General features: G+C 51.9%; 11 protein-coding genes. 5 read left to right on the top strand and 6 right to left on the bottom strand.

What is annotated here, in order from left to right; all coding sequences use genetic code 11:
• Positions 1–405, bottom strand: a 405-nt coding sequence (locus tag OB13_RS14350; protein ID WP_461490858.1) for a hypothetical protein, incomplete at its 3' end; no start/stop codon positions are given.
• Between the two features lie 102 nt (positions 406–507).
• On the opposite strand from OB13_RS14350, the gene OB13_RS14345 reads away from it, so the two are divergent.
• Together OB13_RS14345 and OB13_RS14340 are read left to right on the top strand one after the other, a co-directional pair.
• On the top strand, positions 508–3,978 hold the full coding sequence (locus OB13_RS14345) for a class I SAM-dependent DNA methyltransferase (protein WP_461490857.1): 3,471 nt from the start codon (positions 508–510) through the stop codon (positions 3,976–3,978).
• A gap of 325 nt (positions 3,979–4,303) precedes the next feature.
• On the top strand, positions 4,304–4,780 hold the full coding sequence (locus OB13_RS14340) for a DUF1569 domain-containing protein (protein WP_461490856.1): 477 nt from the start codon (positions 4,304–4,306) through the stop codon (positions 4,778–4,780).
• A 229-nt stretch (positions 4,781–5,009) separates the two neighbouring features.
• Here OB13_RS14340 and OB13_RS14335 read toward each other — a convergent pair whose 3' ends face one another.
• The 4 genes from OB13_RS14335 to OB13_RS14320 all read right to left on the bottom strand — a co-directional run bounded on the left by OB13_RS14335 (position 5,010) and on the right by OB13_RS14320 (position 7,393).
• Complete coding sequence (locus OB13_RS14335) at positions 5,010–5,516, bottom strand: DUF488 domain-containing protein (RefSeq protein ID WP_461490855.1); 507 nt, start codon at positions 5,514–5,516, stop codon at positions 5,010–5,012.
• Between the two features lie 53 nt (positions 5,517–5,569).
• On the bottom strand, positions 5,570–5,788 hold the full coding sequence (locus OB13_RS14330) for a hypervirulence associated TUDOR domain-containing protein (protein WP_461490854.1): 219 nt from the start codon (positions 5,786–5,788) through the stop codon (positions 5,570–5,572).
• Positions 5,789–5,845: 57 nt separating this feature from the next.
• Complete coding sequence (locus tag OB13_RS14325; RefSeq protein WP_461490853.1) at positions 5,846–6,577, bottom strand: cupin domain-containing protein; 732 nt, start codon at positions 6,575–6,577, stop codon at positions 5,846–5,848.
• Between the two features lie 279 nt (positions 6,578–6,856).
• Positions 6,857–7,393, bottom strand: coding sequence for a hypothetical protein (locus tag OB13_RS14320; protein ID WP_461490852.1), 537 nt, complete (start codon positions 7,391–7,393; stop codon positions 6,857–6,859).
• Positions 7,394–8,141: 748 nt separating this feature from the next.
• On the opposite strand from OB13_RS14320, the gene OB13_RS14315 reads away from it, so the two are divergent.
• On the top strand, positions 8,142–9,437 hold the full coding sequence (locus tag OB13_RS14315; RefSeq protein WP_461490851.1) for a PQQ-dependent sugar dehydrogenase: 1,296 nt from the start codon (positions 8,142–8,144) through the stop codon (positions 9,435–9,437).
• Between the two features lie 39 nt (positions 9,438–9,476).
• On the opposite strand, the gene OB13_RS14310 is transcribed toward OB13_RS14315, so the two are convergent.
• Positions 9,477–10,517: a chemotaxis protein CheB gene (locus OB13_RS14310; RefSeq protein WP_461490850.1), complete on the bottom strand. Its 1,041-nt coding sequence runs from the start codon at positions 10,515–10,517 to the stop codon at positions 9,477–9,479.
• Positions 10,518–10,803: 286 nt separating this feature from the next.
• Between OB13_RS14310 and OB13_RS14305 the strand changes: the two genes are divergently transcribed.
• Both OB13_RS14305 and OB13_RS14300 read left to right on the top strand, forming a co-directional pair.
• Positions 10,804–14,790: a CheR family methyltransferase gene (locus tag OB13_RS14305; RefSeq protein WP_461490849.1), complete on the top strand. Its 3,987-nt coding sequence runs from the start codon at positions 10,804–10,806 to the stop codon at positions 14,788–14,790.
• Between the two features lie 388 nt (positions 14,791–15,178).
• On the top strand, positions 15,179–16,240 hold the full coding sequence (locus OB13_RS14300) for a sialidase family protein (protein ID WP_461490848.1): 1,062 nt from the start codon (positions 15,179–15,181) through the stop codon (positions 16,238–16,240).
• The last annotated feature ends 278 nt before the right edge of the window (positions 16,241–16,518 follow it).

Here is a 16,518-nt window from a genome sequence, read left to right as displayed (position 1 = left end):
ACCTGTATCGTTATAAGTATAGAATTGAATAAAAGGACTAAGCTCTTTGTACGTTCTTACTAATTCGATCAACTGATTTTTAGGGTTGTAAACAAATTCCCACTTCCAACCAAAATCATTTGTAATCAGGTTCAACCGAGTGTGTGCATCATATTCCAGGTAAGTGCTGCCGCGGTTCGTTGTACCATCCCTTTCTGAAACCGCATCTATCCGTGTTAGTTGATTATCTTGGTTGTAGGTATAGTTCCACTCGATGGTCATTCCTTTTCCATTCGTAAAGCTTATTTCTGATAATTTCCGCTGTAGCAGATAGGTCTTCTCTGGCTCCGGATCTTTGTCGCCGGTAAGAGAACAGCTGGTAAACAGAAACAAGCCGAGAAGGGCATAGAGTAATTTTGTCTTCATTTAAGAGATTCTAAGCAGTTAAGAAGGTGTGTTCAATCAAATATAGCTAAAAATTTATATATTGCTTCTGTAAATACTGCTATACCTGAACACAAATTACATATGCCCCATACCTCTACCCCGGCTATAACAAACTTCATCACCCGCTGGAAAGCTTCCGGCGCTTCCGAAAGGGCCAATTACCAGCTGTTTCTGACGGAGCTGTGTGAGTTGCTGGGCGTGGAAAAACCGCAGCCGGCTACCGACAAGGTGCACGAGGCGACCTATACCTTTGAGCGGCCCGTGGTGTTTGATGATGGAGAGGGAAAGACGAGCACCAACTTCATCGACCTTTACAAAAAAGACTGCTTTGTGCTGGAAGCCAAGCAGGGCGCCGACAAGGCAGGTATATCCGAAGCCGAACAGCTGGGCGCGGAGCGAGTAAAGACCAAGACCGGCACCGCCACCCGCGATACCCGCACCTGGGAGCGCGAGATGAAAAAGGCCAAGGAACAGGCCCTGCGCTACGCCCGCTCGCTGCCGACCACCGAAGGCTGGCCACCGTTCCTGGCGGTGGTGGATGTGGGCTACTGCATCGACCTGTACGCCGACTTCGCGCGGCAGGGGAAGACCTACGTGCCTTTCCCCGACCCGATCAGCTACCGCATTACGCTCGACGAGCTGCACCGCACCGAAGTGCGCGAGCGCCTGCGCCTGCTCTTTACCGAGCCGCTGGAGTTGGACCCGAGCCGGCGTGCCGCCCGTGTGACACGTGCGCTGGCCGAAAGGCTGGCGAAGCTGGCGGCCTCGCTTGAGCAGACCGGCTATACCCCGGAGCAGGTAGCAGGTTTCCTGATGCGTTGCCTCTTCACGATGTTTGCCGAAGATGTGCAGCTGCTGCCCGAAAAATCATTTACCAAACTGCTGCAGGACTACCGCCACAACATACAGTTTTTCCCCGATGCCCTCCGAGTACTGTGGCATAACATGGACAAAGGCGGTTTCGATGCGGCCATGCGTACCAACATCCCGCAGTTCAACGGCTATTTATTTAAAGACCCGGAGGCGCTGCCCGTAACGGAGGCACAGCTCGACCTGATCATACTGGCCGCAGAAGCCGACTGGGCCGATGTGGAGCCTGCTATTTTTGGCACTTTGCTGGAGCGGGCGCTGCAGCCGCGCGAGCGCCACAAGCTGGGTGCCCACTACACGCCCCGCGCTTACGTGGAGCGGCTGGTGATGCCAACAGTAATTGAGCCGCTGCGCGAAGAATGGGAAGCGGCCCGCACTGCCTCGGCCATACTGGAAGACGCCGGCGACGAAGCCGGAGCCCGTAACGAGATTGAGAACTTCCACCGCCGTTTGTGCTCGGTGCGCGTGCTGGACCCTGCCTGCGGAAGCGGCAACTTCCTATACGTGACCCTGGAGCACCTTAAACGGCTGGAGGGCGAAGTGCTGGAAAACCTCGCCCATTTCCCGCGCCAGCTGAAGATGGATATGACGGGCGGCTATACTGTAACGCCGGCGCAACTGCTGGGCCTGGAGGTAAACCCACGCGCAGCGGCCATTGCCGACGTGGTGCTCTGGATCGGCTACCTGCAGTGGCACTTCCGGGCGCACGGCTCGGCCACCCGCCTGAGCAACCCGATTTTGCGCGAATACGGCAACATCAAACAACAAGACGCAGTGCTGAGCTACTCCGAGCGCAAACCACGCCTGGATGCCAACGGGAAGCCCGTTACCCGCTGGGACGGCCACAGCACCAAACCGCACCCTGTTACCGGACAGGAAGTACCCGACGAAAACGCCCGCACCATCGTCTACGATTACTTCGAACCCAAACCCGCCTCCTGGCCCGAAGCCGATTTCATAGTAGGCAACCCGCCGTTTATTGGTGATAAAGCGATGCGCGGTGCTTTAGGTGATGGCTATGTAGATGCTTTGCGAAAAGCCTACAAAGGTATAGTTCCGGAGAGTGCAGACTTCGTGATGTTCTGGTGGCACAAAGCCGCTGAAATTGTTCGTGCCGATAAAGCTGAACGATTTGGTTTCATTACGACCAATAGTATAACTCAATCATTTAATCGCAGAGTTATTCAGTCTTACTTAGCTGGAGAAAAACCATTGAATTTATACTATGCAATTTCTGACCACCCTTGGGTTGATAGCGGAAATGGTGCGTCTGTCAGAATAGCATTAACTGTAGCTGATAACCATACTAATGAAGGTAGAATTGATGAAGTGATATCTGAGCGAGAAGGTGAGGTAGAAATCCATGTTACCTTCAAAGAAAAGAAAGGCAAAATTAATTCTGACTTAACTACGGGTGTAGATACAACAAGTGCAGATAAACTGAAATCAAACATTGGTTTAGCAAGTGTTGGAGTAGGTCTTTATGGAGCAGGATTTCAACTCTCAAAAGCTGAGGCTATAGGATTAAGTTATACTATTGATCCTTTAAAAGATGAAGTTATCAAGCCATACTTGAATGGTAGAGATTTGACTCAATCCCCAAGAAATATACTTGTAATTGATTTTGATGGTATGAGGGAAGAAGAAGTCAGAGCCAAATATCCTGACCTATACCAGAGGATTCTTACTACAGTTAAACCTGAACGAGATAGTAATCGGAGAGAATCAAGAAGAAAAAACTGGTGGTTGTATGGAGAAAACGCACCATTACTGCGTCAGTTAACTAAGGGAATTACACGAGTAATTGCTACCTCTCGTACTGCAAGACACAGGACTTTCAGTTTTTTGCCATCCAATGTAATCATAGATCAAAAGATTGTAGCTATAGCTATTGAAGATGCATTTCATCTTGGAGTATTATCGAGCAGCCTTCATATTGCTTGGGCAATGGCAACAGGTGGTTGGCTCGGAGTTGGGAATGACTCAACCTATAACCACAGCGATTGTTTCTACAAGTTCCCCTTCCCGGCCGCCACCGAGGCGCAAAAGGAGCAGATCCGAGGTATAGCTGAGCAGTTGGACGCGCACCGCAAGCAGCGGCAGGCGCAGCACCCAACTCTCACCATCACCGACATGTACAACGTGCTGGAGAAACTGCGGTCGGGCGAGGCGCTTTCGGCCAAAGACCAGAAAACCCACGAGCAAGGGCTGGTCAGCATCCTGCTTCAGCTGCACACCGAGCTCGATGCTGCCGTTGCCGCCGCTTACAACTGGCCCGCCAACCTGCCAGAAGAAGAGATACTCGAGCGCCTGGTCGCCCTCAACAAAGAACGCGCCGCCGAAGAGGCTCGCGGCCACATCCGCTGGCTCCGCCCCGAGTACCAGAATCCGCAAGGCACCCAGCAAACCGATATGGGTATAGAGACAAAAGCCAAAGCCGTAAAAGCCACCGCAAAAGAAGTGCTGGCCTGGCCAAAAACGCTTTCGGAACAGGCGCAAGCCGTGCAACGTGCACTGCAACTTCACGAGCGCCCGGCCACCGCTGCCGAGCTGCTGCACCAGTTCAAACCCGTCGCCAAACCCCAGCAAGGCCAGCGCCTGCAACAGATCGACAGCCTGCTGCAAACGCTTCATGGCCTGGGACTGCTAAGGAAAACGGAACAGGAGCAGTATGTGAAGTAAACTTGCCTGTTATTTCCCTAGCCGTCCTTTCTATTTCTGTCATTGCCCCACTGTCATTTCGACCAGCGGGAGAAATCCGGTACAGGATAGCAATGCCCTGTCATGCCGCAATTTTAGCATGAGGGTAACCTGTGGCTGTGCATGATGCCATTCTGTGACTGGCGCTATTTGCAAACTTGCTATTGGTATAACCACAAGTTACCACTTCGCTCAAACTTACGGCATTGAAATGGGCTGCGTGAAATCTGGAACAAGTGAGTTTCTGAGCTAAATCCCTCCTTTCGACGGTAAGACAAGGAAAGGAACATTAGTTTATTACCTTTGAATGAAACAGCTAAATCCCCTGGACATGAAGAACTTGTTCACCCCAGCCACCACGGCAGAACTCACACGGCGCATCGACGCGCTACGGCCTGACACAAAACAGCTTTGGGGGAAAATGAATGCAGCCCAGATGCTGGCGCACTGCAACGTCATCTACGAGATGGCTTTCGAGGACAAGCACCCGAAGCCGAATGCTTTCAAACGCTTTATCCTGAAGATGCTGCTGAAGAACTCTGTGGTGAACGAGACGCCTTACAAACGGAACGGCATGACGGCACCTCAGCTCAAGATTAGCAACGACAAAGACTTTGGAGCTGAGAAAGACCGCCTCATCCAGTACATCCGCCAAACAGAAGCCTTCGGAGCCGCCCATTTCGAAGGCCTGGAGTCGCACTCTTTCGGTCCGCTCACCAGCCAGGAATGGAACAACATGTTCTACAAGCACCTCGACCATCACTTGAGCCAGTTCGGGGTATAGCACTCACCAAGACAAGCCAGGCTTTTGTCACTCCTCTATTGTCATTTTGACCTTCGGGAGAAATCCGGGTCAGTAACCACACGTGTAACAAATCTATCGTCGAGATAACAAAAAAGAGGAAGTGAAAAGTCCGACAAGAATAAATTCACATTTGCGCCCTCATCCGTTGCGCACGCAGCACTTGCTATACCTGGCCATCCTCGCAACATCTCAAGGATTTATACCTGCGTTAATGCGTCTCCAGGTATGCGGAGGTATAAGGATGTTCTTTGGCGCTGCCTTCGCTCATGATGTGCAGCACGGTCCAGCCTCTTTCCTTTAAATAATCGGAGATGATGGCACGATGGCACCGCCACCACACCGCCTCGGAGCACATGTAGGCCGTTCTCTGTTGGCTGGCGATCTCCGTCAGTTTCGCTATACCTTCCTCAAACTCTTTGGTTTCGGAGTAATCGGCATAGCCCCGGAATGACTCGCTTCTCCATGCCGTGTTGGCTGAATCAGCTTTTGGCTTTCTGCGGCCCCCGAGCTCAACCGCCGCCACATACCGGATGCCCGCCTCCGGCAGGTATACGTGTAGGGCCTCCGCGCTGAAATGAGGATACTTTCGGGAGCCGGGATACCGGCGCACATCTACCAGCACCTCTATCTGGAATGACTGCAACGCTGCCACAAATTCCTCCGGGCTGCGGGTAGAGTGGCCAAAGGTCCAGATGCTGTTCTTGGGTTGCGTCATATGTATTTTCTGAACGAATGAAGGTGTTTATAAGCACAAGGCACAGAAGCACATCAATCCTTCTTCATTAAGGAAAGCGCGGAGCCCTTGTGTGCTGCGATATGGTCTGTTTTGTCGCTCTTTATCTCGTATTGCGGGTCCTCCTGGCTGGCACGGTGCGTATGGCCTTTGTAGTCAAAATCAGCGGTGTGCACTTTCACAATGGTGCCTGACACCCGGCCCGCCTCCGAATTCCACGTAACCTTATCGCCGGTTTTAAATTTCTGCTTCATTTCGGATCGGGTTTATCATTAAAGAAACTTTCCTCTTAACTACTAGCTGTTATGGGCTTACCTGGCAGGCTTTGAGACAGCGAGCGTGAGCAGGAAAACAGACTCCTCCAGGGCAAACACGCTGTGCGGAATACCCGCGTGTAGTGCCAGCATCTGGCCCTCTCCCATCTCGGCGGTCTGCTGCTTGGTCGTGAACCGAATCCTTCCTTCCAGCACCTGCACATTGATAATGCCGGGGGCGGTGTGCGTTTTCATCTCCGCGCCCTGATGCAGGGCAATCAGCACGAGGCGCATGCCGTCTGTTTTGAAGATAGTAATGGCATTGCGGTCACTGTTCTGCCAGGGCTGTTCCTCCTTTATCTGCCTCCTGAAAGCAGCGAGGTCCATCTCAACCAGCGGTGCATCCAACGGGCGTTCACCTTCCGGGCGCTGCGGTGTGGCCTCGTTCGATTTCTCCTGTATTGGGGAGTCTGCGGAGACCTGGGCCGCCTTTTCCTGCAAGGCCTGTATCAGCTCATGGGTCGCCCCGTCGCTGTAGATCCCGTACCCATCCACCAACGTGCCCTTCACGTTGTGTTTCGCAGAGGAGATGGCATACACAACGGCCTCATCGCCCGGGTCCGACATACCCTCGAAGCGGTAGTGCCTGTCCACTACAAACTCATTGGGGAAGATTCGGAGGGAGTTGCCATTACAGATCAGACAGTTGTCATCCAGGTTAAAGTCTACGGTATAGCCTTCCTGCTTCAGCTTTGTCAGTATTTCCGATACGGTGGTCATGGTATTCATAGGGTTGTGTTTTGCGGTGACTAAATTGCTACTCCTAAAAGTAATCATTGCATATGCCTCGCGCTCATGGTCATACCCCTTTGTATATGCTAATAGCCGGCCGAAGGTTATTGCCGGTGCATTCTGCTGCCTCCTGCCCCTGGTTGGGAAAGCTATCTTCCGGCCACCAGGGGCACGTTATACGTACTGTACCTTACTGTTTATATTTATCCGGTGCTCCCTCAAAACACCGCTCCGGCGAGGCTCCGGGGCTCGTCTAACCAGTTCGCTCTTTAAAAATCAGAAACGCTTCCCGATACCTAAACCTACAGAGAACGAATCGTAGGCATCCTTGCGGGTATCATAGAAAATGGTCGGTGCCACATCCCAATGCGATCCCAATTCCAGCTCATATTCCAACCCGGTTCGCCACACAAACAGGTCTTCCTCCTTCTCTAACTCTATACCTGGACCAACGAGCACCACCAGACCTTTCCAGGGCTTCCAGAGGGCATCCAGCGTGAGCAGCACCGGTGTTTCTCTCTCAAAAGTTGTACGACCCTGCTCCTCCACTTCAAAACTGATCAGTTCCAGGTCGTTGTGGGAGCCGATTCCCCATTTAGGATTAAACCAGTACTCCAGATCCAATCCAACGGAGGGTACAATGAGTATATCCTTGCCTTCGGTCGTTTCGGTGCCGATGTAGGTGTGGTACAAAACCGCGCTCACCCTGAAGTGTTTGAATTCCCCGTGCCCTTCAACCGGCTGATCTTGAGCAGATACTTCAAAGGAAAAAAGCGAAAAAGCGGCGAAAGTGAATGCCTTGCTGAATTTCATATACCTTAATGCATGTTTTGTTTACCTATTCTTGCCCGCTACCTACCCTCCACACGAAGTACGCCCTGGTTGATGAACTTTAGTTTGTCAGATGCCTCAATTACAGAAGCATCAGGATGCCCCACCCATCGCTCACCCTCCTTGGGGAGGTATAGGTATGATATGCTCCCTGAACCTATTTACTTTACTATCTGCTGATCCTTCACCGGGTTCAACCCAACTAACGTTACCCACCTTTTCCTGCATATTGCCGATGCCCCTGGTTTCTATTAAAATCTATTATACGTGCTACTATCAATTTAAGAAATGCAATTTTCTGCGTGCTTCCCATCTACTTTGCTCTTCATTTGGAAAACCCGGTAACCGGTCCTTCCATGCCGCAAGTTTAGTGATAGCGCAACTTGTGGCTGTACATGAAGCCAGTTTGCTACTGGCGTTTTACACAGTCATTCTTTCCCCTTTAAAAGTTGGCTGCCATACCTAACAACCTGTTTCCGCTTCCCTCACACTGGCAGTCAAAGGCTCTTTGGGATTTCTTACTCCCGAAGTAAGCTGTTGGCATTAGTTAGGGCCCCTCTTTTCAGAATCAGACCATCCCAATCCTCTCCTTTCTCTATAACAATCCACTCTGGCGTCTGTCCGTTCCTCCTCCTTCCTCACTACACTTTAGGTGTCTTCTAAACTTTACTTAAAACAATTGAGTAAAAAAGTGAATGAACAAAATCAGGCTATCTCAACTAAACACAAAATGATGAACCTTTCCACAAAAGCCGTCCTGTCTGCCATGTTGCTGACGACAGTTGCTGCCGGCTGCAACGAACAGCGCAATGCCAGTCAGGTAGAAAACGCACAGGAACAAACAGCCCAGACCGACAAACCGGAAGACTGCAGGCCACTCGAAACACGAGAACCAAGCGACTCCACACAGAAACCCTCTTTTGCCGGGCAGACACGCGCCTGCGGCATACAATCTGATGTCGCCTTTGAGGTAGTGGTCCTGACCAAAGGCCTTCAGAAGCCCTGGGCAGTAGAGCCGCTCCCTAACGGCGACCTGCTGGTAACCGAAAAACCGGGAAATTTGCGCATCGTATCTGCCACCGGGCAAATAGGCAAGCCGATCACGGGCGTGCCCAAAGTGGATGACCGCGGCCAGGGAGGTTTACTGGATGTAGCGCTCAGCCCGGATTTTGAAGCAGACCGTACCATCTTCTGGAGCTTCTCGGAGCCACGGAAAGGCGGTAACGCAACCAGTGTAGCCCGGGGCGTGCTTTCGCAGGACCGCAGCAAGCTGGAACAGGTACGCGTCATCTTTCAGGCGCAGCCCACCTACGACGGCACCATGCACTACGGCTCCCGCATCAGCTTCGATGAAGACGGCATGCTATACCTGACCCTAGGAGAGCGCTCAGACCTGAAGATACGTCCGCAGGCCCAGCACATGGACAGCCACATGGGCAAGGTTGTGCGCATCGCGCCGGATGGCAAGGTACCAAACGACAATCCCTTTGTCAACGAAAAAGGGGCGCTGCCCGAGATCTGGACAGTGGGTCACCGCAACGTGCAGGCAGCTGCCTTTGATGACGATGGCAAGTTCTGGGTAGTGGAAATGGGACCCAAAGGCGGCGATGAACTTAACCTGGTAGAGAAAGGCAAAAACTACGGCTGGCCATTGGTTACCTTCGGAACAGAATACTCCGGCGAACCCATACCGAATGCCGTCACACAGCGGGAAGGTTTCCAGCAACCTGTCTATTACTGGGACCCTGTAATTGCACCTTCCGGCGCGCAGTTCTACAGTGGCGACGCCTTCCCCGAATGGCGCGGCAACCTGTTCGTAGGCTCGCTCAAAGAGATGCGCCTGGTGCGGCTGGTGATTGAAGATGGCCGTGTGAAAGGCGAAGAACACCTGCTCACCGACCGGGGGCAGCGTATACGCGATGTCCGCCAGGGACCTGACGGCGCGCTATACCTGGTGACAGACCAGGAGAACGGCGAACTATGGAAAATAACACCGGGCCAGTCAAAGACTGCTGCTGGTAAATAATACAGGTATAGGAATACAGGTATAGGAAAGGCTGTCTGTTCAGACAGCCTTTCCTATGTTTTCATCTTCAGACAGGGACGACTGGGCCAGCAGTTGCCGGAGCCGTTCAATGTGTACTTTCATTTCTTCTGCGCGATCTTTTTGCATCGTCGACCAGCGCCCGTTTCCGTTCTGGTCTACGTTCTGCGACATGTGCAGCAAGATGTTGTGGCGCTCCTCCAGGGTGCGCATCGCGACCCAAAGCGTTTCTTCCAGGCTACTCGACATGCCGTGCAAAAGGGCATCCTGGTTATAAGCGTGCCCCGAATGGCACCTGTAACGCGACACGGTTCCTTCCTGCGACAGCTCCCATAAGCCGCCGCCACAATCCGGACAGGAATAGGCTGTTCTTGTTCCGGCTTTCTCCAGGTCTTCTATATTCGTCATAGCGGTATTTGTCATGATGCGTTCTGTAATCTGTGCCTCCTGCCAGATGTCGGTAGGTATAGCCACGGTATCCGAAGCAGGTTGCTGAACCAATTCTTGCAGCAAACCTGCCATCTCATCGATCGGGATGATATAGTCGGTGTCAATTTTGCGTATCACATTCTGTGGTAAAGCCGGGAATTCGGCGTCGTCGGGGTGCTGCACAATGGTGATGCCCCCGCTACGCTTGATCGATTCCATGCCAATAACCCCGTCGGTCATAAAGCCTGTCAGGATTATCCCGATCACACGGCTGCCCTTGTAGGCGGCGGCCGAGCGGAACAGCGGGTCAATGGCAGGCCGGAACTGGTTTTCACGCGGCCCCCGCACCACGAGCATTTTTTTATCGCTGAGGAGCAGGTGCATATCGGCCGGGGCCATGTAAATCACCCCCTCTTCCAGTTCTGTGTTGTGTTCGGCAACTTTGCAGCTAAGGGAGGTATGGCGGCTGATCCGATTGACCAGGAAAGGCGTGGAAGAATCCACGCTCAGGTGCTGCACAACCAGGATGGCCGCCGGCAAATCTTCCGGAAGTTTGGCCAGCAGCCTGATCAACGCCTGCATGCCGCCAGCCGAGGTACCGATCACGATTATTCTGATGTCTCTGCTACTCATAAAGGAGTTTGTATAACCGCAGGGAGTTGTTTCTGCCTGCTTCCTATGCTCTTTTATTTACGCGCCGCTGGGTGCAGAGTTGAAACGGCTGGCAGAACCAGCATTTTCCAACCGTATGAATTACGTATAAGTTAAAATACCGTAAGTATAAATAACTATACTTACACCACGCCTACTGCCTGAATCATACCTTATCGTATCTTTAGCCATCGGAATCCATTGGAATCAGTAATTTGACAATCAGCAAGCATACCCTTCTTATTTAGATTTCAGTTAGAGTTCAGAGATGACAAAGTCAGTGAGTAGCAACAGCAGGAAAAACAACGACCGGGAAGTGAAGGAAGAGACTGCCAGGGAAGTAATGGTGATCGGTATTGGGGCATCGGCAGGCGGATTGCAGGCACTCACCTCACTCTTCAACAGCGTGCCCAACGACAGCGTGGCCTATGTCATTGTGCAGCATCTTTCGTCGGAGCACCGAAGTCTGCTGAGACAGATGGTGGCGCAGCAATCGGTGCTGGAAGTGGTGGAGGCGCAGCAGGACATGCCGGTCGAGGTAAACAAGGTGTACGTCATCCCCCACAATAAGGAGCTGATCATCAACCACAACCATTTGCAGCTCTGTGACAAAGCTTCGCTGGACAGATCCAAAACGATCGATACTTTCTTTAGATCGCTGGCGGCCGATAAAGACCATCAGGCCGTTGGCATCGTTTTGTCGGGCACCGGTTCCGACGGCACCGAAGGCGTAGTGGCCATCAAAAAGGCCGGCGGCATCGTGATGGTGCAGGACCCGGCAACAGCCAAGTTTGAAGATATGCCGCGCAATGCGATCAACACCGGCTATGCCGACTATATCTTATCTCCGGAAGAAATGCCGCAGGCCATTGGCAACCTGGTGAAAGAGCCGCATAACGGCGATGGGGAGACAGAGCTGGTGAACCATGAAACCGAATCGTCTTTTCTCCTCATTCTGGATATGATCCATGAGCGATCCGGTATAGACTTCAGCAATTACAAACGACCCACCATCATCCGGCGCATCAGCCGGCGTATGGCGCTCACCAATATCGTAGGGCTGATCGACTACCTCGATTACCTGCAGCTGCATCCGGAGGAAGTGGAGATCCTGAGCAAGGATCTGCTGATCGGCGTTACGAAGTTCTTCCGGGATGAGGAAGCTTATAAGGTGCTGGCCAATGAAGTGATTCCGGTCCTGATCGACATGAAAAATTTTAATGGCCAGCTGCGTGTATGGGTGGCTGGTTGCTCCACCGGTGAGGAAGCCTATTCCCTGGCCATCCTGATCCGGGAGTACATGGATATCGTCAAGAAGGAACTGGAGGTAAAGATATTTGCATCCGATATAGACCGCGAAGCACTTGACTTTGCAGGCAAAGGCGTATACCCGCTGAGCAGTTTGTCGGGTGTATCCAAAGATCGTCTGCAACGGTATTTTGTAAAGGAAGACGGGAAGTACCGCATCAATCAGCGCGTGCGCCGCATGGTGATCTTTGCGCCGCACAACGTCATCAACGACCCACCCTTCAGCAAGGTAGACCTGGTAACTTGCCGCAACATGCTCATTTACCTCAACCCTGTCTTGCAGAAAAAGGTGATCGATAAATTTCATTACGGGCTGCTGGCCGGCGGCTATCTTTTTCTGGGTTCCAGCGAGAGTATCGGCGACCAGAAGAGTTTTGTAGAGGTAAACAAAAAGTGGAAAATATACTGCAATGCAGAGCCGACTTATGCCTTTTCGATGGACACCTTATCCGGCAGCGGCCTGAACAGAAAATCCAGGGTGACCACAGCGCCTGCTTTGGTACGGGAACAGTCGCCCAGGCAGCTGGTGCAGAACAGCTTCTCAGACCTTCTCAACGAAACCATACTGGAAGAGTATGGCTATGCTGCCGTATTCATAGATGAGCACTACGACGTGTTGCACGGGGTAGGCAGGTTCAAGAATTTCCTGGACCTCCCGGAAGAGAATTTCACCTTCAATCTGCTCAAACTCGTGCCGCATGACCTGTCAGGCAGCCTGGCAACCACCCTGCGCAAAGCCACTCGCGACAAGGAGAAAGTATCCGTCAGAGGTATACAGGTCCGGAATGGCAACATCATGCGCTCCGTCAATGTGGTGGTGAAGCCCTACCTGGCCGATAAGAAGCTGGTTCAGAAATTTATACTGGTGCTGTTCGCCGAAGATAGTCCGGCTGTACAGCTGGAGGCCGGGGAGGCGATGCGGTTTAATGAAAGCCGGAACGACGAACGGCTGAAGGAAATGGAAGTGGAACTGCAGCATACCAAGGAAGACCTGCAGACCGTCGTGGAAGAACTGGAAACGTCAAACGAGGAGTTGCAGAGCACCAACGAAGAGCTGCTCTCTTCGAACGAGGAACTGCAAAGTACCAATGAGGAGCTGCAGTCACTCAACGAGGAGCTCCATACCATCAACGCCGAGCACCAATACAAGATCAAAGCCCTGGTGGAGCTCGACGACGACCTGAACAACTATTTCCGAAGTACGAACATCGGGCAGATCTTTGTGGACCGCCAGCTCATTATCCGGAAGTATACGCCGATTGCGACCAACCTGATCAACCTGATCGAGAGTGACATTGGCCGTTCCATCAACCATATTTCCAACAACCTGCGCTACGAGCACCTCATAGAGGATACCCGGCGTGTGATATCGGATAGCATCACCATCGAAAAGGAGGTACAGGACAAGAATGGCACCTGGTACCAGATGCGGATTTTACCTTATATAACACAGGAGCGCAGCATCGATGGGGCCATTATCATCTTTATCCAAATTAATGAACTCAAAAACCTGCAGCTGCTGCATGCCGGTATTCTCGATAGCTCCCCCAGCGTCATCATTGCCCTCAAAGCTATCCGCAACAACAGAAAGGCCGTCACGGATTTCAACATCCGGGTAGCCAATCATACAGCGCAGGAATTTTTCAACTGTTCCGAAGATAGTTTAATCGGCAGAAAGATCCGGGAGTCGTTCCCCCAGTTATTTGATAAGGGGACGATGGAAAACCTGGTGCAAACGGTGGAGACCGGTGAGCTGGTGAATATGAACAAAGAACTGGTGTGGCAGGAAGAACAACTCTGGGTACACCTGGTAGCCGTCAAATTTGACGATGGCTTGGTGCTCACCCTGCACAACATCACCGAAAACGTGCTCTATGAGCGGGCCATGCGGCAGCAGCAGGAAGAAACCAAGGAAAATGCGGAACGCTTCCGTACCCTGGTAGAAGCTGTGCCGCATATAACCTGGACCAACAAGCCAAACGGTGAAAGTGAGAGCTTCAACGAATACTGGTTCAGGTATACCGGCTTAACCGCGGAAGAGTCCGCTGGCTGGGGCTGGGAAAAAGCTTTTCATCCGGACGATCTCAAAAAGTTCCTCCCTGTTTACAAGAAAAGTATGAAAACTGGCGATGTCTTCACGGCGCAGGCCCGCATCCTACGCAAAGCAGACAAGCAGTACCGTTGCCACCTCCTCAAGGATGTGCCGATCCGCAACGAGGCCGGTGAGATCACTCTCTGGATCGGAACCGCCACCGACATCCAGGATCATAAGGATGCAGAAGAGTCGAATGTACGCCTCCAGTTGTCTCAGCAACGCGAACTCCTGAACGTCATTCTGCAGACCCAGGAAGAAGAGCGAAGCAGAATTTCGGAAGCCCTGCACAACGGCCTGGGCCAGATTCTGTACGCAGCCAAACTCAACCTGAGCAGCATACTGACAGACAAAGAAAGTTTGACAAAAGACTCTGCCAAAGCTAAAGAGAACGTGGAGCAGTTGCTTACACAAGGGATCAAGATTACACGGGATATATCCTTTGAATTGACACCGGCTGTTTTAAAGGAATTCGGCTTGAAAACTGCCGTGGAGGAAGTCATCTCCCGGATGAGCAGCTCCCATCTGAAGATCTCCTCGAAAATAACCGGTTTAGGAAAAAAGTTGAATTACAACGTATCGATCTCTTTGTACAGGATCATACAGGAGCTGCTGAATAACATTGTAAAACACTCGAAAGCAACCCTGGCCACAGTAGAGCTTACCAGCAAAAAGGAGGGCATCACCCTCCACGTAACGGACAACGGCATAGGTATAGACCGCAAACAACTCGACCGCATAAAAGGTCGGGGCCTGAGCAGCATTCAGAAACGGGTAGAGTTGCTGGAAGGTAACATGGAAGTAAAGGCCCAGCCCGGAAAAGGAACCTCCGTCCTGATACACTGTAAGGTATAGCAGCAGGCCTTGCTGTTGCGGTATTCTTCTGATCGAGTATGCTGCATGTATAGCGAGCGGGCTGGCTCGCTCCATACATGCAGCATTAGCTAGAACTTAACGACCCTACCTGACGCAAAGGCTACGCTATACCTGGGAACCAACAGGACAGGCATTACTTTTGTACAGGCGCCCGGTGATCGGGCGCCTGTTTTTTATACCTGCCCCACGCATGGCCGCAACCAGAACACCTTCCTTCCCTCCTGCTACCCGGAAGGAGGCTTTGGTTTCCGATTAATCGCTTTTGCTGGTTTGACATGCTCAACTACAGAAGTCTATATCTATCCGCAGGATTGTCCGCAAAAAAAATTATCTTACCGTATCGTTCCCAAAATTAGGTAGAGAGAAAATGAAGAGACCGTTCCAACAACTGGCACTGGCTATCCTTTTGCTGCTGCATGTTTCCTGCAGCAGCCCAGAAAAAGCAGCGACCGAGAGCCTGCTCGCTGCAGGTCGCCAGCCGCAGCTGGCAGTAGACCCCAACGGGGTGACCCGGGTGGTGTATGGCCTGGATGAAAACCTGTACTGCGCTACCTCCACTGACCAGGGCCAAACGTTCTCCGAGCCCGTGCTGATAGCTCAACTCAAAGGCTTATACCTGGGCATGTCGATGGGGCCCCAGATCGCCAGTTCCGCCAACTATACCGTCGTAACAGCCATAGACAAGAAGGGCAACATCCATTCCTACAGCCTGCAGCATGATTCGGGTGAATGGGTAAAAGCAGCCGGCGTTAACGATGTGCCGGGCTCGGTACCCGAAGGCCTGATGAGTATAGCAGCGGATGAAAAGGACACCTTCTATGCCGTGTGGCTGGATGTCCGGAATAACAAACAAAACAAGATCGTGTTTGCAAAGACCGAAGGCGACGCGCGTGCATGGACAAAAAATAAAGTGGTGTACGAGTCGCCTGACAGCACCGTGTGCGAATGCTGCAAACCAGGTATAGAGGTGGAAGGTTCGCAGGTTGTGCTGATGTTCCGGAACTGGCTGGATGGCGCCCGTGATTTTTATATAACCAGATCAGCCGACGGCGGCCGGGAATTCTCTTCCACCCAAAAGTTAGGAAACGGTACCTGGAAACTGGAAGGTTGCCCCATGGATGGCGGTGGCCTGGTGCTGGACAACAAAAATGTGCTCCATACCGCCTGGCAGCGGGAAGGGAACATCTACTACGCTAAACCCGGCAACCCGGAAATCCAGGTCGGCAAAGGCCGGAACTGCCGCATAAGTGGAGTTGCCAATCCAGTGATTTCATGGCAGGACGATTCCGTTCTTAAACTAAAATTTCTGAACACAGAAAAGGAAGTGACAGTAGGCACCGGCAGCTACATCGAAACCGCTGAAATGCCGGACAAAAGCACGCTGTGCATCTGGGAAAACGAAAAAGAAATTTACTTCAAAAAAATCTAGAAGGCTTCCGTTTGTCCATTAATTAATAGCCAAAAAAGGCCGCTCCTACTAAGCAGGAGCGGCCTTTTTTGACATGTTTGCAGGTATAGCCAGGTGTATCAGGAAGAAAAATTTAGCTCTGCCTGACTATAGCGCTATCAATTATTATAAGACCTCCATTCCAAACATAATACACTACCTAAAAGTCTTGTGTCTTGCTACTTGTGTCTCTTTCCCTACACCGCAACCGGGATGGTAATTTTCAGCTTCTCCCAGCTGATGATGATGGCTCCTTCTTC

This window comes from Pontibacter sp. HJ8, assembly GCF_054824225.1.
Note: the sequence above shows the minus strand (reverse complement) of the source record. Positions and strands in the feature narration are given on the sequence as shown.